This is a genomic window from Streptomyces sp. NPDC127084 (genome assembly GCF_042724175.1).
GTDB lineage: Bacteria > Actinomycetota > Actinomycetes > Streptomycetales > Streptomycetaceae > Streptomyces.
Window position 1 is genome coordinate 1 of record NZ_JBHXFA010000065.1, and the last position, 22,991, is coordinate 22,991.

Consider the following 22,991-nt stretch of genomic DNA (forward strand, 5'->3'; position numbering starts at 1 on the left):
GCGACTTGTCCGTGGGCGTCCTCCACAGCGCGCTCCCTGTGGCCGCCTCCAGCGAGATCAGGCCGTGGGGGGGGGCCCCCCCCACCCCGCGCCCGGCCCCCCCCCCCCGGGGCGCGGCCGACGTCGGCCGGTCCGTAACCGGCGTTGGAACCGGAGTAGAAGAGCTTCCCGTTGTCCATCAGGAAGATCGCCGGATAGGTCGGGAAGCGCCGCTCGAAGCCGGTGTACTCCCACTTCCTGGTCTTCGGGTCGTAGATCTCGTCCTTGCCGGGCACGATCTGCCCGATCTCGTCGAGACCCGACAGGGACAGGACCTTGCCGTCCTCGAGCGTGGTCAGTGTCGGGTACCAGCGGGCCTCGTTCATCGGGTCGACCTTGATGTACTTCTCGGCGACCGGGTCGAACTCGTAGGCCTCCTTGATGCCCTGGAAGTCCTTCTTGTCGAGGGCGAGCTTCTGCGCGATGCCGTAGACGTTGCGGGTGTCGGAGCCGGTGAGGCCGTGCACCCGGTAGTTGTCCTCGGTGCCGGTCTCGTGCTTCTTGCCGGACTTCTCGGCCTCCACATAGATCCGGCCGAGCCCCGCTTCGGTGCGCAGGAACTCGCCCGTCTCCGGGTCGAAGATCTTCTTGGCCCGCTGGACCAGCACCGGGTCCTTGGAGACGAAGGTCTTGCCATTGGCCTTGCCGGTGAACTTGGTTCCGGCCGGCAGGGTGATCGGCTTGTCCGGGTCCTCGTTGTGGACGATCATCAGGCCGCCGGCCTTGGTGACATCGCCCTGGAGCTTCTCGTACCGCTTGGTGCCCCCGGCGACCAGCAGCTTCCCGTCGGGCAGTTGGGTGTGCCCGGCGCAGAACATGTCCTTGGGGGTTTCGATCTTCTTGAAGCCGCCGGTCTCCGGATCCCACAGCACCGACTCGAACTTCTTCGCGTCGAAGTTCTTCTGGTTGTTGCCGGATCCGGCGATCAGCAGCACCTTGCCGGTGTGCAGCAGGGCGGCGTGGATCGAGTTGATCCGGTACTCGGACGGGACGTCCAGGTAGTCCCAGTGGCCGTTGGCCGCCTTGTACTCAGGCTTGTTGATCTTGTACTCGTGGTACTGCTCCGAGCCGTACCGGTAGAGGGCCGGACCGTTGAACCCGGCGACCACGGCCACGACCGCCACGCCTATCAGTATGCGCCGGGCCCGGTTCCTGCGGTGGTTCGGCCGGACGGGCAGGGTGCTCATTTCTTACGTCCCCCAAGGGCGATCTGCATGGTCTGGTCGGGGCGCTCCTGCGGCTCCCGCGAATCCCGTAGCTCCGGCGGCTCCGGCGACTCAGACGGTCCATCGCCGGACTCCGGCGCACCGCTGCGCCGGTTCTTGCGCCTCTTGCGGTTCTTCTTCTCCTCGCGCACCTGGTGCTGCCAGGCGAAGATCGGCGCCGCCGTGATCAGCAGAGCCAGCGAGGCCCAGGTGATCATCGCGGGGTGGTCATGGCCGAGGTAGAACGACGAGGCAAGCGAACCGCCGAAGACCAGGATGAAGAACAGATGGATCCGGAAGGTGCCGAAGAGGGTGTCCGGGCTGGACGAGTCGCCCTTGGGGGTCACCACGAACTTGCTCTTGCGGCGCAGCACCGCGTCCATCAGGGAGCGTGCGTAGATCGGCGCGGACAGCGCGGACATCACCATGCCGGCGAGGCCGCCGGAGCCCTCGGGCTCGTGCGGGGAGACGTTGTGGCGGCGGTTCCAGATGTAGAGGCCGATCTGGAGCGCCGAGGCGTTGCCGTACAGCATCATCCAGATCACCGGGTCGATCTGCACACCCGAGGCGCCCATGCCCAGGAACAGCGCGCAGCTGAGCGCCGCCAGGATCCAGTTGAGGGCCGACATCGGATAGAAGATGATCATCATCGTGTAGTTGAAGAGCTTGCCGGGCGGCAGTGACCCGAAGCCCTTCCAGTACTGCTTGAGGATCGTCTCGTAGGTGCCCCGGGACCAGCGCAGCTGCTGGGTGAAGAAGTCGGTCCAGGCGGACGGGCCCTCACCGACGGCGAGTACGTCCGGGGTGTACACCGAGCGCCACTTGTTGCCGCTTTCGGGGTTGCGGGCGCGGTGCATCTCGAAGCCCGTCGCCATGTCCTCGGTGATCGAGTCGTAGAGTCCGCCGATCTGCTTGATCGCCTTGATGCGTACGGCGTTGGAGGTGCCGACGAACATGGGGGCGCCGTAGCGGTTGCCGGCGCGCTGGATCAGGGCGTGGAACAGGAACTGCTGGGACTCGGCGGCCTTGGTGACGAAGGTGTCGTAGTTGCCGTAGACCTGGGGGCCGATGACGAATCCGACGTCCGGGTCGCGGAAGTAGCCGAGCATCCGCTCCAGGTAGTTCGGCAGCGGGACGTGGTCGGTGTCGACGGAGGCGAAGAAGTCGTAGTTCTCCCCGTGGGCTTCCAGCCAGGCGTTGTAGTTGCCGTGCTTGGTCTTGGCCCGGTGGGCGCCGGTGGGCTGGTTCCACTTGGCTATGCCCTTGCGGGAGAAGTGGTGCACACCGAGGCGCTCGCAGACCTTCTTCACCTCGGGGTCGTCGCCCTCGTCCAGCAGCCAGACGTGCATCAGCCCGCGGTGGCGGATCCTGACGGCCGCCTCCAGGGTCTTCGTCACCATCTCCAGGGGCTCCTTGCCCGGCACGAAGGAGGTGAGGAAGGCGACCCTGGTGCCGGACTCCGGCACGACGGGGATCGGGTCACGGGCGACCAGTGTCGCGTGTGCGTTCGACAGCACGTTCATGGTGCGGAAGAGCTCGATCAGGCCGATCGAGACCAGCATCACGATGTCGAGCCACAGCAGCAGGTCGTTCTTGAGGTTGGGATCCCGCTCGGTCCAGTGCTGAGGCTGCATCAGCCAGGCGAACAGTCCGAGCGAGACGAGCGGCGCCGCCCCGAGGAGCAGCGCGGCGCGTATCCGGTGCGGCTCCTGCGATATCAGGGAGCGGAACTGCACCCGGTACGGCCGAGAGGGGTCCGGCTGGGTGAGGGGGCCGGCGAGTCGGCTGTAGTGCTCGTAGTCGTACCGCGGCAGCGCCTTCTTGGGGCGCAGCCGGGCTCCGGCCGTTCGGAGCTGCGGGGGAACCCGAAGCTGCGTGGTCCGGGAAGGGTCGTTGTCCTGCTGCCGGGCGCCGTTCGGCGTCGACGTCATGAGTCATCCCCCCGCACGCCTTCTGGCTGCGTGATCGTTCGTACATGCGAAGTCCGGATCGCGGTTCCCCTGGACCGGCTGTTCCGGACGCGTCAAAGGTCAGGCCAGTGCCTCTTACGCCTCGTAGACATGAGAATGCGGCCTTCCGGTTGCATGATGCCTCGCGCGGGAATCGCTTCGCGAACGGGGTCCCCTTACCCACGGTCGCGGCGCAACCCGGGCACAACCCCGTAAACCGCCCCCAACTACTCGACCCAATGGTCCTATTGGAGTCACTGGTTCCACTCAGGTTGTACGACCGGCGTCTTGATCGCAAGGCGGGCAGCGTGAGCGGTCGGTAAGCGCTATGTGTAGTCGGGTGTGCGACTGGTTGTACACGTGTACGTAGACGCGCCGAAGCCCCCTCACTAGTAGCGAGGGGGCTTCGGTATCGCGTGCGCCGCCAGGGACTCGAACCCCGGACCCGCTGATTAAGAGTCAGCTGCTCTAACCAACTGAGCTAGCGGCGCCTGCTGACCTGGAGAACTCTACCTGACGTCAGGGGGTGCTCCTGGCCATTTCCGGTTCTGGAGGTTCTCGAAGGTTCTCAGAGGCTCTCGGCCTGTCGGATGGTCGTTTTTTCCCTTCGGTCCGTCAGAATGCGACGCATTAGGGACTGAGTAGTGCGAATCAGGACAGTTACGGCAGTGCGAGGGGCACCGTTATGACCGTTGCGGCCTTCGAGGAGTACGAGCCCGCGGCCGACCACGGCTGCTGCGCCGGATGTGCGCAGTCACGCCGCGACGCACCGGCCCGCGCGCACACCTCCCGAGTGCGCGCGAGGGGCGAGCGTGCGGCGCGCGGAGCCCGGTGCGCGCTGCTCCTGGCCACCGCGGCGGGGGTCGTGCTGTACGGGGGCGGGGGAGCCGTGGCGGCAGCCGCGACGGTCTGGGCGGCGGCGAAGCGACCGGCCCAGGTCAGCGACCCGGAACCGGCGGAAGACCCGAACACCCCGCAGGGCGGCCAGGGGCCGCTGCACGGAAACTCGGCGACCGGCTCCGCGGGAGTCCTGGCGCCGGGGCTGCGCCTGACGACCCGCGCGGACATCATCAACCGCGCCAAGCTCTGGGTGGCCGCGAAGGTCCCGTACTCGATGACCGACTTCTGGTCGGACGGCTACCGCCAGGACTGCTCGGGCTATGTCTCGATGGCCTGGAACCTGCCGGGCAACGAGTGGACGGGGAGCCTGGCGCAGTTCGGGGTCCGGCTGGAGCGCGAGGACCTGCAGCCCGGCGACATCCTGCTGTTCCACAACACGGCCGATCCGACCAAGGGCTCACACGTCACGATCTTCGGCGGCTGGACCGACTACACGCACACCCACTACATCGCCTACGAGCAGGCCAAGCCGCACGCCCGGGAACAGGCCACCCCCATGGCCTACTGGAGCGACTCCGACTCCTATGCGGCGTACCGCTACAAGGGTGTCATCGGCGCGAGCATCTCCTCCCGGCCACCCAGGCCGTCCCTGTCCGCCGCCATCGCCGGCTACCCCGGTGCCGCGCTCTTCCGGCCCGGCGCGGTGGGCGAGCACATCGCCGAGCTCGGCAGGCTGCTGACGGAACGCGGCGCCGGAGCGCTCCTCGGCCAGGACCCGGGGACGCGCTGGAACGAGGCGTACCGGCAGGCGGTGCGGGCCTTCCAGCGAGCGCAGGGGTGGAGCGGTGCGCAGGCGGACGGACTACCTGGCGCGGGGACATGGGGCCTCCTGGTGAGCGGCCAGGGCAAGGACATCGCGCGGAGCGGCGCGGACGCGGGCGCTGCCGCGGCTCCGGGCGGCGGTGCTACGGGTGCGGGTCCGGGCGGCGGTGCTACGGGTGCGGACCCCGGTGCGTCGCCGGACGCGGCGGGCACCGGCGGTGCCTCGCAGGGCGCGGGGGGCGTCGGCACTCCCCAGGGCGGCGGTGGCCAGAGCGCCGCACAAGGCGGGGTTCCGCAGGGCGTCGGCCCCGTGAACGGTGCGGCTCGGCCGGTCTCGCCGGACGCTGAGGCGAGCGGGGGCGGGCCGCAGGGCGGAGGCGGCGGGGTGCCCTCGCGAGCCGGTGCTCCATCGGGCGCGGCGCCCGGGAGCGGCGGCCCGTCGGCGGGTGCGGGCCGGGCAGGCTCGCCGATCGCCCCGCAGGGCCGCCCGGCCGGCCAGGCCGCGCGGGTGCCGGGCTACCCGGGGCCCGCGAGCTTGCGGCCCGGTCAGACGAACCCTCATATCGAGGAGCTCCGCCGCCGACTGACGCAGCGGGGCTTCGGCGAGCACGACACATCGCAACGCACAACATCGCAGGGCACGTCGGCGGCGTCCGGTCAGCAGTGGACCGAGGCGGACCGCCGCGACGTCCAGGCGTTCCAGCGCGCGCAGGGCTGGCGCGAAGGCGCGGCTGACGGCATTCCCGGCCCCGAGACCTGGCGGCGGCTCTTCTCCTGAGCTGCCGCCCCAGACCATGCCATCCCGAGGAGCGGCTCCGGTGACCACCATGACGACCCCGTACCCCGAAGACCCCGCGGCCCCGCTGCCGCCACGACTGCCCCGCCTGTCCGCACTCTCCGTCCCCGCCCGGGCCGAGGTCCCGGGCGCACCGACCTGCGAATCGCCGACGGCGCGGCAGTGGGACGCGCCCGGCGCCACCGGCGTCCAGGAAGGGCTGCCGTCACGGCTGCCTGTGCCTGACGCGGTGTCGGGCGACGGCCTCGCCGGCGCCGTGGACGTGCGCCACCCGGGAGGCGGACACCTCCCGCAGGCCGCGTCCGTGGCCGCTGGTACGGCGGAGGAGTCGGCCGCGTCAGCCGCCGACCGCGTCCTGACCAGCCCGCCGGACACCCTGCCCGGCAGCCGCGCCGAAACCCGCATCCCCGCCGGGACCCCGGGGGAGACCGACGCCGAAACACAGGCCGATCCCGGCTTCGCCACGGGAACCCCCGCTGAAGCCCGTACCGAAGTCCACGCTGGGGCTGAAGCCGGATCCGGCACCGGAACCCACGCGGGTTGCGGCACCGCCGACGGTGACCGCGGAAGTGTCAACGGCAGCGACCACGGCGCCGTCAACGGCAGCGACCACGGCACCGGCACCGGCACCGGCACCGGCACCGGCACCGGCACCGGAGACCGGCTCGCGGGCCGGATCGGGACCGAGTCCACCGGGCGGCTGCCGCTCCACCCCCTCTTCCGGGACGACGACACCACGCCGGCCAGACCCGACCGCACCGATGACGACGACGGCGGTCCCGACACCCTCGCCATGCCCGTCATGTTCCCCACCGGCCGCAAGGCCGAGACCGGCGGCCGGCTGTCCAGGCGGAAGCCGCAGGCGCAGCCGCGCCCCCGCCCCACCCCGCCCGTGGACCCCAAGCTGCACGAGCGTCCGGGGCCCGTCCTGCCGGGCTGGCTCAGCCTGTTCATCGGCTGCGGCGTACTCGCCGTGGCGGCGAACGTGCTCTACCGTGCCGGCGCCTGCCCCGACCGGCTGGCCCGCCTCTTCGGCCTGAGCGCGCACCCGTACCAGGGCATCGCCATCGGCGAGTGGATGGTGCTCGGCATCTGCCTGTGCGTCGCCACGTTCACGCTCGGCGGCCTCGGACGCGGTCGTGCGGGTCATGCCTGGGTCCTCACGCTGTTCGGCGAGTACCGGGGGAGTGTGCGCCGCTGCGGACTGATCTGGGTGAGCCCGCTGCTGCTGCGTCGGCGGGTGGATGTCCGGCTGCGGCACTGGCGCAGCGAGCCGATGCATGTCACGGACGCGGGTGGCACTCCCCTCCACGCCACCGTCCTGGTCGTCTGGCGGGTCGAGGACACGGCACGCGCCACGCTGACCCTGGCGGACCACGAGGGCTATCTGCGGGAGCAGGTCGAGTCGGTGACGGCACGGGTGCTCTCCCAGCTCACCGCTGACATCGCACCGGCCGTCGGCGCGCGCAGCACCGCACCGGACGACAGCGGACCCACGCTGCGCAACGCCGAGGCCGTCGGCGACGTACTGACGAAGACACTGGCTGCGGAGTGCGCCCCGATCGGTATCGAGATCTTCTCGGCGCAGCCGACCCGGGTCGAGTACGCCCCCGAGGTCGCCGCCGCCATGCGCCGCCGCCAGGTCGCGGCGATCGAGGCGGAGCATCGGGACTCGATGATGACATCGGTGGTGGACGCGGTCGACGAGACCGTACGGAGGCTGACCGTACGCGGGCTCGTGGAGCTGGACGACTACGAGCGGAAGGCCCTGGTGCGGGATCTGACCGTGGCCTTCTACACCGGGCGCCCGGGCAGCGCGGACGGCGTGTGAGCGTGCCCCGGTCGGGCCGCGGCAGCCCATCCGACCTCGTGGCGGGGACCGTCAACGGACGGTCATCGACATCCCGAACACGTTCCACGCCTGCTCGGACGTTCAGTTCTGACGGTATGTCGGCTACCGTACGGCGCCATGGTGAGCCCCCGTGGCACCGGAAGCGGTGCGACCGTCGCGGACCTCATAGCGCGCCAGTGGGGTGACCACCGGGTGGGGCTGAGACACGGGGGTCTCGCCCTCAGCCACCACCAGGTCGCCTCCGGCGCCGCGGCGCGTGCCGCGCTGCTGGCGGAGCTGCTCCCCCGGCGCGCCGAACCGCACCTCGGAATCCTGCTGGACAACACTCCGGAGTTCCCCCTCTGGATCAGCGCGGCGGCCCTCGCCGGGGCCGCCGTCGCGGGCATCAACCCCACCCGCAGGGGCGCCGAGCTGGCGCGCGACATCCTGCACACCGACTGCGGGGTGCTGGTCACCGAACGCGCGCATCTGCCCCTGTTGGACGGTCTCGACCTCCCGGGCGTACGGATACTGGTGACGGACACCGACGCCTACGCCGCCCTCCTCGCCGCGTACGAGGGGGCGAAACCGGGCGATGCGGCGATCCGCGCCGTGCGGCCGGACAGCCGGCTGCTGCTCTACTTCACCTCCGGGTCGACCGGCGCCCCCAAGGCGGCCCTGTGCAGCCAGGGACGGCTCGCCGCGGCGGGGGCCTCGCTCGTACGGCACTTCGGCGTGCTGCCCGACGACGTGCACTACATCTGTATGCCGATGTTCCACGGCAACGCGGTGATAGCCAACTGGGCACCGGCACTCGTGGCGGGGGCCTCCGTCGCGCTTCGGCCCCGCTTCTCCGCCTCGGGCTTTCTGCCGGACGTCCGGGCGTACGGCGCCACGTACTTCACCTACGTCGGACGGGCCGTCCACTACCTGCTGGCCGTGCCCGAACGGGAAGACGACCGGGACCACCGGCTGCGGACCGGCTTCGGTACGGAGGCGGGGGCGGTGGACGCGGCCCGCTTCGAGCGGCGCTTCGGGGTCCGGCTGGTCGAGGGATACGGCTCGTCCGAGGGCGGCGCCGCGATCCAGCGCACTCCCGGCACCCCGCCAGGGGCAGTCGGGCGCGCCGCGCCGGGGAACGATCTCGCGGTGGTGGACCCGGAGACGGGAGAGGAGTGCCCGCCCGCGCGCCTGTCCCCGGACGGCCGGTTGCGCAACGGCGACCGGGCGATCGGCGAGCTGGTCAACCGGGGTCCCAACCCCTTCGAGGGATACTGGCGAAATCCGGAGGCCGAGGCGGCGCGGGTCCGGCAGGGCTGGTACTGGACGGGTGACCTGTTCTTCCGCGACCCCGACGGCTTCCTGTACTTCGCGGGCCGCGCCGACGACCGGCTCAGGGTGGACGGGGAGAACCTCGCCGCCGCGATGATCGAGAACATCCTGTGCCGCTGGGACGCGGCGTCGGGCGCCGCGGTCTACGCGGTCCCCGACCCGGTCTCCGGCGACCGGGTCATGGCCGCTGTCGCCCTGCGACCCGGTGCCGCCTTCGACCCGGCGGCCTTCGATGCCTTTCTCGCCGCCCAACCCGATCTGGGTACGAAGATGGCGCCCTGCTTCGTCCGGGTCCCGCCCCGGCTGCCGGTCACGGCGACCGGCAAGATCCACCGCGTGGCGCTGCGGCGGGAGTCGTTCCGCTGTCCCGATCCGGTGTGGTGGCGCCCGTCAGGGGAGCGGCACTACCGCCCACTGACCGAGGAGGACGTCGGGGCGCTGCTGCGTACCTTCGCGGAGCACCGCCGCCCCTGGCGCTGACGCCCACCAGGAGTACCCCCGAGAATCCCGAGAACGCCGGAAAACACTGTGGCCCCCGTACAGGTACAGGGGCCACAGTGATGAGGTGCGCCGCCAGGGACTCGAACCCCGGACCCGCTGATTAAGAGTCAGCTGCTCTAACCAACTGAGCTAGCGGCGCGGGTTTGCCGTTCTCGCCGCACTCGGCGACTGACGACAGAAGTAATACTACCTGGCCCGCAAGGGTGCCCCCGACCACCCGCCGGACGGACCTACCCGCCCGGACAGGACCTGGCCGCCCGCGATCACCGCCCGTCCTCAGAGTGTCAGCGACAGCACCACCGGTGCCGCTCTGCGGTTCAGCGTGTCCGCCGCGGCGCGCAGGCGGTGTGCGTGCTCGATCGGGAGTGAGAGCGCCAGGCAGCCCACCGACGACCCGGCCGTCAGCGGCACCGCCGCGCAGACCGTGCCCACCGCGTATTCCTGGAGGTCCAGCACCGGGACCGTGGGCGGCTGCGCGTCCAGCTTGGAGAAGAGGAGCTTCTCGCTGGTGATCGTGCGGGACGTCAGCCGGGCGATCCTGTGGCGCGAGAGGTGGTCCCGGCGGCCGTTCTGGTCGAGCTGGGTGAGCAGGCACTTCCCGACCGCGCTGGCGTGCGCGGCGGAGCGGAAGTCGACGTACTCGTTGACCTTGGGCGTGCGTGGTCCGTCGGCGTACTGCGTGATCTTGACCTCGCCGTCGATGTACCGGCTGATGTAGACCGCGGCACCGACCGAGTCGCGCAGCTCGGTGAGTGTCTCCTGGAGCTTGCGTTCCAGGGCTTCCTGGCGGGTGGTGCCCGAGCCCAGCAGAACCAGCGAGTCGCCTATGACATACGCGCTGTCACCGACCTGCTCCACATAGCCTTCGCGGCGCAGCATCAGCAACAGGGACGTGAGATGTCCGGTGGGCAGCCCCGTCTCGCGGGCGATCTGCGTATCGGTGACCCCGCCGCCGTGCTTGGAGATCGTCTCCAGCACCCGTAGCGCGTATTGGATTGAGTGGAACGGCGCGGTCGGCTCCGGCTTCAGCGCCACGGTTTCCCCCTACCAGGTTGTGACCGCATGCTTCCGTACCACGATAGCCGCCAAGAACCGGCCGTGGGGCGGCTGTTGGCGAGAATTATGGTGCGCCCCAGGAGCATTTCCGGGGGCGCACCACCCTGGCATATGTCAGGGACAAAACTAGGCAGGATAGTTGGTGGTCAGAGCACCGCCCGGAGGAACTCGCGCGTGCGCTCATGCTCCGGCTCGGAGAAGATTTTCTCCGGGCCCCCCGATTCGATGACCTTCCCCGAGTCGAACATCAGCACCTCATCGGAGATGTCCCGGGCGAAGTTCATCTCATGGGTCACACAGAGCATCGTGATGTCGGTGCTGCGGGCGACGTCCCTGAGCACATCCAGCACCCCGGCCACCAGCTCGGGGTCCAGCGCCGATGTGACCTCGTCCAGCAGCAGCACCTGCGGGCGCATCGCCAGCGCGCGGGCGATCGCCACCCGCTGCTGCTGCCCACCGGACAGCTGCGTCGGTCTGGCGTCCAGCCGGTCGGCCAGGCCCACCAGGTCGAGCAACTCGCGGGCGCGCTCCTCGGCCTCGTCCTTGGACAGCCCGAGCACCCGTACCGGAGCCTCGGTGATATTGCGCAGCACGCTCATGTTGGGGAACAGGTTGAACTGCTGGAAGACCATGCCGATCTTCTTGCGCACCTCGCGCCGCTGCTTCTCGTCGGCGGGGAACAGCCGGCCGCCGTTGACGTCGATCGTGCCCTCGTCGGGTCGGTCCAGGGTCATCAGCAGCCGCAGGATCGTCGTCTTGCCGGAACCGGAAGGGCCGATCAACGTGACGTGCTTGCCCGGGCGCACCGAGAAGCAGAGGTCGTCGAGGACGGTGTTGTCGCCGAACCGCTTGGTGACGTTGGTGAAGCGGATCAGTTCCCCGGTGCCCGCGGACCCGGCTGCGGCTTCGGTCGTCATGTCCTTCTGGCTCTTCTCGTTCTTCTGGGCGGGTATCTCAGCGGGCAAGGCGGCGCTCCAGGGTCCGTACGAGCAGGGAAGCCGGGTAGGCGATGAGAATGAAGGCGATGCCGACGACGGTCAGCGGCTCCGTGTACTGGAAGGTCGCCGCGCTCTCCAGGCGCGACTGCTGGAGCATCTCCAGCACGCTGATCCCGGCGAGTATCGGCGTGTCCTTGAGCATCGCGATCATGTAGTTGCCGAGCGCGGGCGTGATACGCCGCACCGCCTGCGGCAGGATCACCGCGAACCAGGTCCGGTGCGCGGGCAGGCTCAGCGCCGTGGCAGCCTCCCACTGCCCGGCGGGCACGGCGTCGATACCGGCCCGGTAGACCTGCGCGGTGTATGTCGAGTAGTGCAGCCCGATCGCGATCGTGCCGGTGGTGAGCGCGGAGAACTGCACGCCCCACTCGGGCAGCACGAAGAAGAGGAAGAAGAGCTGCACCAGCAGCGGGGTGCAGCGGATGAACTCGGTGATCAACCCCACCGGCCAGCGCACCGGACGCAGCGGTGACCGCAGCGCCAGCGCCCAGACCAGACCGAGGGTGAACGACAGCAGCGAGCCCAGCACCAGGACCTGCAGGGTGACGAGCACACCGTCCCAGAAGCGCGGCATGAAGTCCGCGACCGCGGACCAGTCCCAGTTCACTTGACGACCACCCCCACGTTCGCCTTGGTTTTGCGTTCAAGCGCCTTCATGGAGCGGGTGATGGCGAAGGCGAGCACGAAGTAGACCACCAGCGTGACCGTGTAGATCTGCGCGCTCTCCTGGGTGGCGAGGCGCACCAGATAGGCGGCGAACGACACATCGCCCACGCCGAGCAGCGACACCAGCGCCGTCCCTTTCAGCAGCTCGACAGCGAGGTTGCAGAAGGACGGGATCATCTCCGGTACGGCCTGCGGAAGCAGCACCAGCCGCATCCGCTGCCAGGGGGTGAAGCTGAGGGCGATTCCGGCCTCGCGCTGCGCGGGAGCCACCGCGTTCAGTGCGCCGCGTACGATCTCGGCGCCGTACGCGCCGTACGAGAGGCCCAGTGCGAGCACCGCCGCCCACATCGGGACCAGCTGCCAGCCCAGCAGCGGCGGAAGTACGAAGAACAGCCAGAACATCAGGATCAGCGCCGATGTCCCGCGGAACACCTCGGTGTAGCAGGCGGCGGCGAAGCGGACGAAGCGGGAGCGGTGCGTCCTGGCCATGCCGACGCCGAACGCGACCACCGTGGCCAGCGCCGCGCTGTAGAGGGTGAGCTGGATGGTGATCCAGATTCCCGGGAGTACCCAGTTCTGCCACAGTCCGGCGGTCATCGGCACAGCTCCTTCGCCGTGAGCTCGGTCATCTCGCTCTCGGTGAAGCCGAACCGGCGCAGGATGCGGAAGAGTTCACCGCTCTTCTTCATCTTGTGGATCTCGGTGTTGAATGCGTCCCGCAGCACGGTGTCCGTCGGGCGGAACGCGAAGCCCCCGCCGTCGATCTTCTTCTTGCCGTCCACGATCGCGGCGAACGGCTCGGTCGACTCCGCCTTGGCGCTGCCCTTGACCACCTCGCGGGCGGTGAGCGCGGTGCCCGCGAACACGTCGACACGGCCGGACTCGACGGCGTTCAGTCCGGCCACCTGGTCCTGGAGGATGACGATGTCCTTCTCGGGATATCCGGCGGCGACCGCGTAGTCGATTTCCGCGTAACCGGTGCCGGTCGCGAACTTCGCCTTGGACCGCACGACATCGTCGTAACTGCGCAGATTCAGCGGATTGCCCTTGCGTACGATGAAGGAATCCAGCATCTGGTATTCCGGGTCGGAGAATACGACCTGTGCGCAGCGCTCTTTGTTGATGTACATCCCGGCCGAAACGACGTCGAACTGCTGCGAATTGAGGCCGGGTATCAGGGAGGCGAAGTCGGTGGCGACCGGCTGGATGCGGGGCACACCGAGCCGCTGGAAGACCGCTTTGGCGAGCTCGGGTGCCTCTCCGGTGAACTCGCCCTGTTCGTCGATATAGCCGTACGGCACCTCGCCCGCGATACCGAGGCGCACCGTGCCCTGGGATCTCAGCCGGGCCAGCCCGTCACCGCTGGGGACCCGGGCGCAGCCGCCCGCCGCCCCGGCGGCGCCCAGGGCGCCCGCGGTTCCCAGCAGCAGGGTGCGCCTCGGTATCGCCGGTATCGCTCGTCTGGTGTGTTCAGCCGTGTGAGGAGCCATGGGCGCGCGGCTACCCGGCCGGAGTCGGGGTATGCGTAACGAATGGCCGACCGCTTCATTGACGTTTCCCTCGCCCAGCGCGATGTGCATTGCACCGCGCGCCTACTCGACGACCGGGCGCCGCTCACCTGCCAGGCCGTATGGGACGCCTTGCCGCTGGGCAGCGACGTGTACCACGCGAAGTACGCGCGCAACGAGATCTACGCGCTCTTCCCCGCATTCGCCGAGCATGAGCCGCCACTGGAGAACCCGACGGTGACGCCCATTCCCGGCGACCTCTGCTATTTCACCTTCACCGGTACGGAGCTGGGCACGACGGCCTATGGCTACGACCAGGACCTGACTCGGCCGGTGACCGTGGACCTCGCCCTCTTCTACGAGCGCAACAACCTGCTGCTGAACGGGGACACGGGCTGGGTGCCGGGGATCGTGTGGGGCACGGTGGTCGACGGGCTCGACCGGATGGCCGCGGCCTGCCAGGACCTGTGGCGGGCCGGGGCGCTGGGCGAGACGCTGGACTTCCGGCGGCTGTGAGCCTCGGGCGACTCAGGGTCCGGGCCGCTGACGACCGGCTGTTCCGAGCCGCCCCACCCACCGCGCGGCACCCGGCCGCACCGTCCGCCGTGGCCGTCAGGCCGCCGGGGGCGGCGCGGGGGATGGCGCCGGGATCGCCGCGGCGCCCGACACGTACATCGCGTGCGCGGCCCGCAGCACCAGCGCGTCCTGGTGCCGGGCCCCCACGAGCTGGACCCCGATCGGCAAACCGTTCCCGTCCACCCCGCACGGCACGGAAGCGGCGGGCTGCTGTGTGAGGTTGAACGGGTAGGTGAACGGGGTCCACCCCGTCCAGCGCCGCAGACCCGAGCCGGCCGGAACCTCCACGCCGGCCTCGAAGGCCGTGATCGGCAGCGTGGGCGTGACCAGCAGGTCGTACGAACTGTGGAAGCGGCCCATCCGCCGGCCCAGGTCCATCCGCACGTCCATCGCGGCGAGGTAGTCCAGCGCGGACCGCCGTTCACCCTCGGCGCAGATCTCCCGCAGCCCGGGGTCGAGCAGCTTCCGCTGCTCCGAGTCGAGATGCCGGGTCAGCCGGGCCGCTCCCGTGAACCACAGGGTGTGGAAGGCCTCCACCGGTTCCGCGAGGTCAGGGTCGGTCTCCTCCACATACGCGCCGAGCTCCGCCAAGTGCCCCACAGCGGTGCGGACGGCCGCCGCGACCTCGGGTGCGACGGCGACCTGGCCGCCGAGGGATGGCGAATAGGCGATCCGTACCCCCTTCACCCCCTCCGCCCCGGACGCTCCCGCGCCGAGAGTGTCCGCGATGGCGGGGCCTGGGGGCAGCTGGGACCAGTCGCGCCAGTCCGGGCCGCTGAGCACATCCAGCAGCAGGGCCGCGTCGGCGGCGTCGCGGGTGATCGGTCCGGCGTGGGCGAGCGTGCCGAACGGGCTGGCCGGATACAGCGGAATCCGCCCGTAGGTGGGTTTCAGCCCGAAGACGCCGCAGAACGACGCAGGAATCCGCACCGAGCCGCCGCCGTCCGTGCCGACGGACAGCGGCGCGGCCCCCAGCGCCACGGCGACGGCGCTGCCTCCGCTGGATCCGCCCGGGGTTCGCGACACGTCGTACGGATTGCGGGTGACCCCGGTCAGCGGCGAGTCCGTGACGCCCTTCCAGCCGAACTCGGGTGTCGTGGTCCGTGCGACCAGCACCGCGCCGCTCTCCCGGAGCCTGGCGACGGCGGGGGCGTCCTCGTCCCAGGCCGCCGCATCGGCCCGTACGGTCCGCGATCCACGCAGGGTCGGCACCCCGGCCTGGAGCAGCAGATCCTTGACGGTCACCGGTACGCCGTCGAGCGGCCCGAGCGGCTCGCCTCTGCGGCGGCGCTCGGTGGCGTCCCCGGCCTGGGCCAGGGCCCCCTCGGCGTCGACCCGGACGAACGCGTTCACCGCCGGCTGGACCGCCTCGATCCGCTCCAGTACGGCGCGGGTGGCGTCCAGGGGCGAGAAGTCACCCCGTTCGTATCCCGCGATCAGCTGAAGAGCGGTCAGTCCGGCCAGTGCCGTTGCCGCTGAGCCGGGTTCAGGTGTCGGTGTCATGAGAGGGGACGTACCCCCGTTCCTTGTCGACCACGTTCGGCAGGGGCTTTCCGGCCCTCCACAGGGCGAACAGCTCGGTGAACTGCTCACCCAGCCGGTCCCGCCAGCCGACCGTGTCACCGCTCATATGCGGCGAGATGATCAGTCCGGGCACATCCCAGAGCCGGTCGTCCGGTGCCAGCGGCTCGCTCTCGAACACATCGAGGCCCGCCCCGGCGATCCCCCGCTCACTGAGTGCCGCGACCAGCGCGTCCTCAACCACCAGCGCACCCCGGCCCACGTTCACGAACCGGGCCGACGGCTGCATCAGCCCGAACCGCCGGGCGTCGAACATGCCCCGGGTCCGGTCCGTCAGCGGCGCCGCGCACACCACCCAGTCGGCCCGGGTGAGCAGCCGGTCGAGATCCTCCGCGCCATGGATCCCGGGGCGCGCGGCGCGCCCGGTCACGGCGACGGTCACCCCGAGCGCCCGCAGGGTCTTCGCGATGGCGAGCCCGATGGGTCCCGAGCCGACGACCACGGCTCTGCTGCCCGCGACCCGCAGGCCTTCGCGATGCCGCCATTCGCGTCCGCGCTGGAGCTCCAGGGTGCGGGGGAGGTCCTTGGCCATGGCGAGCACCAGCCCGGCCACGTATTCGGCGATGGGCTCTTCGAAGATCCCCCGGGCGTTGGTCAGCACGGTGTCCGACGCCACGAACTCGGGGCACAGCAGCCGGTCCACACCCGCGCTCGGGGTGTGCACCCAGCGCGGGCGCGGCCCGGGGCCCGGCCAGGCTCGGCGTACCGCGTCGGAGGCGAAGTCCCACACCAGCAACACGTCCGCGCCCGGTAGCGCGCCCGCCAGGGAGCGTTCGCCGGTGTAGCGGATGTCGGCCTGCCCGATGAGCGGGCCGAGCCGCGGCGGCGGCTCCGCTTCCAGTACGAGAACGGTCGGCACGGGCGGTACAGCCGGTACGGACATCGCGGGAGGATCCGTTTCTGCACGTCTGACATGTACGGATTGACCCACGCTCGCACCCCAACCTACCGTCGTCAACAAGACGTCCGAAGGGGGCCTGCGGTGGATGTGTCCCTTGAAGTCTCGTTTCTCGGCGGGCCCGCTCCGCAGCGCGGAATCGGTGTGGTGGCGCCCTTCGACTTCGCGCTCGACCGCGAGCTGTGGCGCTGGGTCCCGGACGAAGTCTCGCTGCGCGTGACCCGTACCCCGTACGTACCCGTGGAGGTCTCGCTCGACCTGGCCCGGCTGGTCAGCGAGCACGAGACACTCGCCAACGCGGTGCGCGCACTGTCCGTGTCCGAGCCGGAGGTCATCGCGTACGCCTGCACCTCGGGGAGTTTCGTGGGCGGGCTCGCGGGGGAGCGGGCCATGTGCGAGGCCATGGCGCAGGCCGGCGACGTCGCCGCGCTGACCACGTCGGGAGCGCTGCTGGAGGCGCTGGAGGAGCTGGGTGCCCAGCGGGTCGCCCTGGTCACGCCCTATACGGAGTCCGTGACCGGAGCGCTGGAGGAGTATCTGGGCGAGGCTGGGGTAACGGTCACGGGGCGCGCCTTCCTCGGGCTGACCCGGCACATCTGGAAGGTTCCGTACCGGTCCGTGGTGGACATGGCGCGGCAGGCCGTGGTGGTGGGCGCGGCGGACGCGCTCTTCATCAGCTGCACCAATCTGCCCACGTACGACGCGATACCCCAGTTGGAGGCGGAACTGCGCATGCCGGTGGTCTCCGCGAACCAGGTCACGATGTGGGCGGCGCTGCGCCGTATCGGGGTGTACGCGGTCGGCTCGTACCAGGCCCTGCTGATGGCCACCTCGGGCCCGCGTGAGGAGCCGCCGCCGTCGCCGCCGCCCGGGGCCGCGCATCTGTCGCCGCCGCCCCTACCCCCGTCCGCCCAGCCCGGGGAACAGCAGGAAGGATGGACATGACGACCGTTGGACTCCTCTATCCGGGGCACTCCGCTGAGGACGACTACCCGCGTATCGCCGTGCTGCTCGACAGCGACATCCGGCTGCCGCTCTTCCACACCGACATCGGCGAGGACGCGCACCGGACGGACGCGCTGATGGAGATGGGCTCGGCGGCCCGGCTCGCCGCCGGGGTCGAGGAGCTGCGTCTCGCCGGGGCCGAGTCGCTGATCTGGGCCTGCACGAGCGGGAGCTTCATCCGGGGCCGGCAGGGCGCGCAGGAGCAGATCAGGGAGCTGGCGCAGACGGCGGGGCTGCCGGCGTCGAGCACCTCGTTCGCCTTCGTCCACGCGGCGCGGTCCCTGGGGCTGACCCGGGTGGCGGTCGCCGCGACCTATCCGGAGGACATCACCGCCGCGTTCGGGGAATTCCTGGAGGAGTCCGGTGTCCAGGTGGCGGCGGCCCGGGCGAGCGGCGTCGTCACCGCGGCCGAGGTGGCCACCTGGGAGCGCGAGCAGGTCCTGGAACTGGCCCGGGCGGGGGATGACCCGACGGCCGACGCGGTGCTGTTGCCGGACACCGCCCTGCACACGGTCGCATATCTGAAGGAGCTGGAGACCGAGCTGGGCAAGCCGGTCCTCACGGCGAACCAGGTGACGGTGTGGGAAGGGCTGCGGCTCGCCGACCGACGGGCCTGGGCCGACGACCTGGGCGCGCTGTTCGCCAGGCCGGACCGGGAACGGGACGAGTGGCAGCCGAGCGGCGACTGAACAGCTCACCGGAATAACCGGAGACACCCTCCTGTTGACGTCGACGCTGAGGCTTGGAGAGCGACAACGCAGGAGGGGCCCACTCGTGGCGGAAGTGAACACAGCAGACGATCAGATCCGGGGCACAGCCCAGGGCGCGGCTCCCGTACCGCTCTCGGTCCTGGACCTGGTCACCGTCGGCAGCGGGCGTACCGCCACCCAGGCGCTGCGGACCAGCGTGGATATCGCCCGGCTCGCGGAGCGCCGCGGCTACCACCGCCACTGGGTCGCCGAGCATCACTCCATGCCCGGTGTCGCCTCCTCGTCCCCCGCGGTGATCCTCGCCCACCTCGCGGCCCACACCGAGCGCCTCCGCCTCGGCTCGGGCGGCGTGATGCTGCCCAACCACGCCCCGCTGGTGATCGCCGAGCAGTTCGGCACCCTGGAGGCACTCGCCCCTGGCCGTATCGACCTCGGGCTCGGGCGCGCACCCGGCACCGACGGGGCCACGGCCGCCGCGCTGCGCCGCAGCGAACGGCTGGCCGAGGGCGCCGACGACTTCCCGCAGCAACTGGCCGAGCTCACCAGGTTCCTGGACGACGACTTCCCCGACGGCCACCCCTACGCCCGGATCCACGCCGTTCCCGGCCCCATCCAGGCCACCTCGCCGGGCGGGGTCCAGTCCCCCGCCCGGCCTCCGATCTGGCTCCTCGGGTCATCCGGCTTCAGCGCCCGGCTGGCGGGCACACTCGGCCTGCCCTTCGCCTTCGCCCACCACTTCTCGGCACGCCACACCATCCCGGCGCTCGACCTCTACCGCGACAGCTTCCGCCCGTCCGAGGTACTGGACGCGCCCTACGCTCTGATCGGTGTTGCCGCGCTCGCCTCCGACGACGCCCGGGAAGCCCGCCGCCAGGTGCTGACCGGCGCCCTTTCGATGCTGCGGCTGCGCACCGGCCGCCCCGGCCTGATCCCGACGCCGGAGGAGGCGGAGGCCTACGCGTTCAGCGCGCTGGAGCGGGAGTTCACGGACGGCTGGCTCGCCAACGTCATCCACGGCACCCCGGACGAGGTGCGTACCGGCCTGGACGATCTGCGCAAGCGCACTGGCGCGGACGAGCTGATGATCACATCCAACGCCCATGGCGCGGAGGCACGGGTGCGCTCGTACGGACTGATCGCCGACGCGTACGGAATGCCGGACCCGGCCTAGCCCAGCGGACGTCACACCGCCTGCTGACTGACCCCGATCATCCCGTCGATACGCTCCGGGCCCACCGCCCGCGAGTACAGCCAGCCCTGCCCGGTGTCGCAGCCGATCCGGCGCAGCCGCTCCGCCTGGCCGGCGGTCTCGACGCACTCCGCCGTGACCGTGAGCCCCAGCCGGTGGGCGAGTTGCACCATCGCCTCCACGATCGTCTCGTCCGCCGGGTTGGGGTGGGTGCCGTCGTCGTAGCGGAAGCCGCGGACGAACGAGCCGTCCAGCTTCAGCACGGACACCGGGAGGCGGCTCAGGTAGGCGAGGTTCGAATACCCCGTGCCGAAGTCGTCGATAGCGATCCGTACGCCCATGTCGCTCAGCGCCTGGAGTGCCTGGAGAGGGCGCCCGGCCGAGCCCATCACCGCGGACTCGGTGAGCTCCAGCTGAAGCAGATGGGGCGCCAGACCCGTCTCCGCCAGGATTCCCGCCACATCGGCGACCAGGTCGGAGTCCCAGACCTGGCGGACCGCGACATTGACGCTGACGAACAGCGGGGTGGCGCCAGGGTGGTCGATCTGCCACTGCCGTGCCTGACGGCAGGCGGAGCGCAGGATCCACCGGCCGAGCTGGACGATGGACCCGTCCTCCTCGGCAATTCCGATGAACCGATTCGGCGCCAGTGTGCCGAACTGAGGGTGGTTCCATCGGACAAGCGCCTCGACGCCCCGGACCACCCCGTCCACCATTCCCACCAGAGGCTGGTACTCCAACGCGAACTCCCCGCGTTCGACGGCGGGCCGCAGGGTGGACGACAGAGCCTGCCGGGTCATCCGGTAGGCGTTGCGCTCGGGGTCGAAGAAGGTCCAGCGGGCCTTGCCGTCCGCCTTCGCCCAGTACAGGGTGGTGTCCGCGTCCTGCATCAGACCGGTCGCCGTGGTCCCGTCGGCGGCCCGTTCCACCACTCCGATGGACGCCGAAACCGAGAGCCGCTGCCCCACCAGGTCGAACGGCTGCTGAAGGGCGACCAGCACCGACCGCGCGAGCTCGGCGAGCTGCTCCCGGCCCATCGAGTCCTCCACCAGGACGGCGAACTCATCGCCGCCGAGCCGTGCCACCAGATGGCCGCCGCTGCGTGCGTAGCCGTCGCTGTCCGCGCACTCGGTGAGCCGTGCGGCGACCGCCGCCAGCAGCCGGTCGCCGACCCGGTGCCCGAGGGTGTCGTTGACGGCCTTGAACCCGTCGAGGTCGAGGTAGCACAAACCGATCCGGCCCGTCCCGCCCGGCTCGTACGAGGAGGCCTCCAGGGCGGTGGAGAGCCGCTCGAAGAACAGGGTGCGATTGGGCAGCCGCGTCACCGGATCGTGCATCTGGATATGGCGCAGTCGCGCCTGGAGTTCACGCCGTTCGCTGACATCGGCCACCGAGACCAGGGCACGCGGACGGCCGGGCACGGGGGTGACAGTGACCTCCGTCCACAGTGAACGCCCGTCAGGGTGCTTGAGTCTGCGCGTGCAGCGGAACCGGGCGCTGCGGCCCTGGAGCACCTCGCGGTAGGCATGCCAGGTGCGGGGGTCACCCGTCAGGTCGACCAGCTCGGCGGCCGACTGCTCGTGCAACGCGGCGGGTTCGGTCCCGAGAAGTGTGCCCAGCGCGTCGTTCGCGGATACGACACGGCCCTCGTGATCGACCAGCGCCATCGCGGTCTGGGCCGCGTTGAAGGCGGCACGGTAGTCGGCGTGCGCCGCCGCCCGCTCATGACGTTCCGTGAGCGGCGACGAGGCGCTCCCGGGTGCCGCGACCGCCGCGGGACTCGGCCCTTCGGGGTTTACGCTCACCGCTCGCTCCCGCTGTGCGTCGTGTCGTTCAGGCCCGGTCGAGGCCGGAAAGCCGGGAAAGTGTGCCGATCATAGAGGCTGGCCGGGGGCCGTTCCAGCGTGTCAGGGGTGACCGCGAGCACCCCGGGGACCAGCCCGATCGTTTCTGCGCGGCCATGGCCGCGCTCGTCGCTCTCCTGATCGGTTGTGACTTTCCGTGAAAGCTCGGGGTGTCGCCGTTCGCTCACCCAGCCGGACCAGCGGAAAGGTGCGAATTACCTAAAACCATCACAAGGTGGGTGAGGCGTTCCGTAAATCGCAGCCGGAGGTCGATGTGGAGGGTCAGCAGACGCACGAGGGACCACCCGAGGGAGTGGATCGGCCCCGGACGCGTGCCACAGCCGCTGCCCTCACCTCCCTCATGGCTCTCGCCGCCACGTCCCTCGTCGCCGGACCCGCCGTCGCCGACACATCGGCGGACCGCTGCGCCCTGCCGCGTACTTCGGCCCACCACAGCATCGGCCTGGACACCTGGAACCCGGCCTATCCCCGCCCGGACCGGGACCTGGACGCCGTCATGGTCTTCCTCTCCTTCCCGGACGCCGCCCCGAAGACCAGTCCCGCAGAGCTGACCGCCGACCACTTCCCGGCGACCTCCGACTTCTTCCGGCGCGCCTCGTACGGGCGCTTCCAGTTGAGGGCCCATCCGCAGCGGAAGTGGATCAGGATGCCGCAGGCCTCGACGGAGTACCGGATGAAGCGGGACTGGGACGCGAGCCGGCGCGCCGCCTATCTGCGGGACGCGATCGCCGTCGCCGACCCGGTGGTGGACTTCTCGCGCTACGACATCGTCTACCTGGTGGCCGACCCGGACGCGCCGGGCGTCGACTCCGACGCCACCAAAGTCGTCAACTTCGACTACCCGCTGTCCGCGGACAGTACGGACATCAGACGCGTGGTGACCGTCTTCGAGAAGCACCCGCCCGACCGCAACGTCCTGGCCCATGAGACCGGCCATGTCTTCGATCTCCCGGACCTCTACCACCGGCCCACGGACGGCAAGAGCGACTGGGACACCCATGTGGGGGACTGGGACGTGATGGGCAGCCAGTTCGGCCTCGCTCCCGACCTCTTCGGCTGGCACAAGTGGAAGCTGGGCTGGCTGAACGACGACGAGGTGCGGTGTGTCGCCGGCCGGCGCGCGACGGACCGCATGTTCACCCTGGAGTCGATGGGAGCCGCGCCCGTCCCGGGCGGAACCCTGGGCACCCGGCTCGCGGTGGTCCGCACCGGCGAGAACTCGGCCCTCGCGATCGAGGCACGCGGCGCCACCGGCAACGACCGCGGCACCTGCACCGAGGGTGTGCTGATCTACCGGGTCCGCAACGGGTCCGCCTCCGGCGCCGGCCCGGTCGAGGTGATCGACACCCATCCCCACACCGAGGCCTGCTGGGGCCAGTCCGTCTATCCCGCCCTCGCGGACGCCCCCCTGGGCGTGGGTGAGACCTTCACGGACCCGAAGGACCGGGTGCGCGTGCAGGTACTGGACCGCACACCCTGGGGGTCCTGGACGGTCAAGATCACACCGGTCGTGTCCTGATATGCGAAAGAGCCCCACGCGGGTGCGGGGGGCGCGTACATGCGGTGGGCCCCCCCGGGCGAGAAACCCCGCCCCCCGGATTTAAAATAAGCTGGAAGACACAAA

General features: G+C 70.4%; 17 protein-coding genes, 2 tRNA genes and 1 pseudogene. 8 read left to right on the forward strand and 12 right to left on the reverse strand.

Translation table 11 applies throughout. From position 1 onward, the window contains the following. The 3 genes and pseudogenes from ACFWI9_RS17065 to ACFWI9_RS17075 all read right to left on the reverse strand — a co-directional run. Positions 1–1,226 (reverse strand): annotated as a pseudogene (locus tag ACFWI9_RS17065) (galactose oxidase); the annotation flags it as partial. Further along, positions 1,223–3,175: a glycosyltransferase family 2 protein gene (locus ACFWI9_RS17070; protein WP_387162739.1), complete on the reverse strand. Its 1,953-nt coding sequence runs from the start codon at positions 3,173–3,175 to the stop codon at positions 1,223–1,225. The gene ACFWI9_RS17070 and the pseudogene ACFWI9_RS17065, both read right to left, overlap by 4 nt. Positions 3,176–3,610: 435 nt before the next feature. Next, positions 3,611–3,684: transfer RNA gene (locus ACFWI9_RS17075), tRNA-Lys, on the reverse strand. A gap of 194 nt (positions 3,685–3,878) precedes the next feature. Here ACFWI9_RS17075 and ACFWI9_RS17080 point away from each other — a divergent pair. From ACFWI9_RS17080 to ACFWI9_RS17090, 3 genes are all read left to right on the forward strand, one after another. Then, positions 3,879–5,633: a peptidoglycan-binding protein gene (locus ACFWI9_RS17080; RefSeq protein WP_387162741.1), complete on the forward strand. Its 1,755-nt coding sequence runs from the start codon at positions 3,879–3,881 to the stop codon at positions 5,631–5,633. Between the two features lie 49 nt (positions 5,634–5,682). Then, positions 5,683–7,482, forward strand: a complete 1,800-nt coding sequence (locus ACFWI9_RS17085; protein ID WP_387162793.1) for an SPFH domain-containing protein — start codon at positions 5,683–5,685, stop codon at positions 7,480–7,482. 138 nt (positions 7,483–7,620) lie between these two features. Beyond that, the gene (locus tag ACFWI9_RS17090) at positions 7,621–9,294 is read left to right on the forward strand and encodes an AMP-binding protein (RefSeq protein WP_387162743.1); all 1,674 of its coding nucleotides are present in this window, start codon (positions 7,621–7,623) and stop codon (positions 9,292–9,294) included. Between the two features lie 86 nt (positions 9,295–9,380). Here ACFWI9_RS17090 and ACFWI9_RS17095 read toward each other — a convergent pair. The 6 genes from ACFWI9_RS17095 to ehuB form a co-directional block, all read right to left on the reverse strand. Continuing rightward, positions 9,381–9,454: transfer RNA gene (locus tag ACFWI9_RS17095), tRNA-Lys, on the reverse strand. 137 nt (positions 9,455–9,591) lie between these two features. Beyond that, positions 9,592–10,350, reverse strand: a complete 759-nt coding sequence (locus ACFWI9_RS17100; protein WP_387162745.1) for an IclR family transcriptional regulator — start codon at positions 10,348–10,350, stop codon at positions 9,592–9,594. Positions 10,351–10,517: 167 nt separating this feature from the next. Beyond that, positions 10,518–11,288 carry an ectoine/hydroxyectoine ABC transporter ATP-binding protein EhuA gene (gene ehuA, locus ACFWI9_RS17105; RefSeq protein WP_387162795.1) on the reverse strand — a complete coding sequence of 257 codons (771 nt, stop codon included), beginning with the start codon at positions 11,286–11,288 and terminating at the stop codon, positions 10,518–10,520. A gap of 37 nt (positions 11,289–11,325) precedes the next feature. Next, on the reverse strand, positions 11,326–11,976 hold the full coding sequence (gene ehuD, locus ACFWI9_RS17110; RefSeq protein WP_387162748.1) for an ectoine/hydroxyectoine ABC transporter permease subunit EhuD: 651 nt from the start codon (positions 11,974–11,976) through the stop codon (positions 11,326–11,328). Then, positions 11,973–12,632, reverse strand: coding sequence for an ectoine/hydroxyectoine ABC transporter permease subunit EhuC (ehuC, locus tag ACFWI9_RS17115; protein ID WP_387162750.1), 660 nt, complete (start codon positions 12,630–12,632; stop codon positions 11,973–11,975). Before ehuC ends, ehuD begins: the two co-directional genes overlap by 4 nt. Beyond that, positions 12,629–13,525 (reverse strand): ectoine/hydroxyectoine ABC transporter substrate-binding protein EhuB, encoded by an 897-nt coding sequence (gene ehuB, locus ACFWI9_RS17120; protein WP_387162752.1) that lies wholly within the window; start codon positions 13,523–13,525, stop codon positions 12,629–12,631. The genes ehuC and ehuB overlap by 4 nt, the downstream gene beginning before the upstream one ends. Positions 13,526–13,567: 42 nt before the next feature. Here ehuB and ACFWI9_RS17125 point away from each other — a divergent pair, with 42 nt between their 5' ends. Then, positions 13,568–14,059, forward strand: coding sequence for a DUF3830 family protein (locus tag ACFWI9_RS17125; protein WP_387162755.1), 492 nt, complete (start codon positions 13,568–13,570; stop codon positions 14,057–14,059). A 96-nt stretch (positions 14,060–14,155) separates the two neighbouring features. On the opposite strand, the gene ACFWI9_RS17130 is transcribed toward ACFWI9_RS17125, so the two are convergent. Together ACFWI9_RS17130 and ACFWI9_RS17135 are read right to left on the reverse strand one after the other, a co-directional pair. After that, positions 14,156–15,622 carry an amidase gene (locus ACFWI9_RS17130; protein ID WP_387162757.1) on the reverse strand — a complete coding sequence of 489 codons (1,467 nt, stop codon included), beginning with the start codon at positions 15,620–15,622 and terminating at the stop codon, positions 14,156–14,158. Then, complete coding sequence (locus ACFWI9_RS17135) at positions 15,606–16,583, reverse strand: D-2-hydroxyacid dehydrogenase (RefSeq protein WP_387162759.1); 978 nt, start codon at positions 16,581–16,583, stop codon at positions 15,606–15,608. Before ACFWI9_RS17135 ends, ACFWI9_RS17130 begins: the two co-directional genes overlap by 17 nt. 99 nt (positions 16,584–16,682) lie before the next feature. Between ACFWI9_RS17135 and ACFWI9_RS17140 the strand changes: the two genes are divergently transcribed. From ACFWI9_RS17140 to ACFWI9_RS17150, 3 genes are all read left to right on the forward strand, one after another. After that, positions 16,683–17,543, forward strand: a complete 861-nt coding sequence (locus tag ACFWI9_RS17140; protein WP_387162761.1) for a decarboxylase — start codon at positions 16,683–16,685, stop codon at positions 17,541–17,543. Then, positions 17,540–18,292: a decarboxylase gene (locus tag ACFWI9_RS17145; RefSeq protein ID WP_387162763.1), complete on the forward strand. Its 753-nt coding sequence runs from the start codon at positions 17,540–17,542 to the stop codon at positions 18,290–18,292. The genes ACFWI9_RS17140 and ACFWI9_RS17145 overlap by 4 nt, the downstream gene beginning before the upstream one ends. Positions 18,293–18,377: 85 nt before the next feature. Beyond that, positions 18,378–19,484, forward strand: coding sequence for an LLM class flavin-dependent oxidoreductase (locus ACFWI9_RS17150; protein ID WP_387162764.1), 1,107 nt, complete (start codon positions 18,378–18,380; stop codon positions 19,482–19,484). An 11-nt stretch (positions 19,485–19,495) separates the two neighbouring features. Here the strand turns inward: ACFWI9_RS17150 and ACFWI9_RS17155 are convergent, their stop codons facing one another. Beyond that, the gene (locus ACFWI9_RS17155) at positions 19,496–21,307 is read right to left on the reverse strand and encodes a putative bifunctional diguanylate cyclase/phosphodiesterase (RefSeq protein WP_387162766.1); all 1,812 of its coding nucleotides are present in this window, start codon (positions 21,305–21,307) and stop codon (positions 19,496–19,498) included. 400 nt (positions 21,308–21,707) lie between these two features. On the opposite strand from ACFWI9_RS17155, the gene ACFWI9_RS17160 reads away from it, so the two are divergent. Continuing rightward, positions 21,708–22,886: a M6 family metalloprotease domain-containing protein gene (locus ACFWI9_RS17160; RefSeq protein WP_387162768.1), complete on the forward strand. Its 1,179-nt coding sequence runs from the start codon at positions 21,708–21,710 to the stop codon at positions 22,884–22,886. The last annotated feature ends 105 nt before the right edge of the window (positions 22,887–22,991 follow it).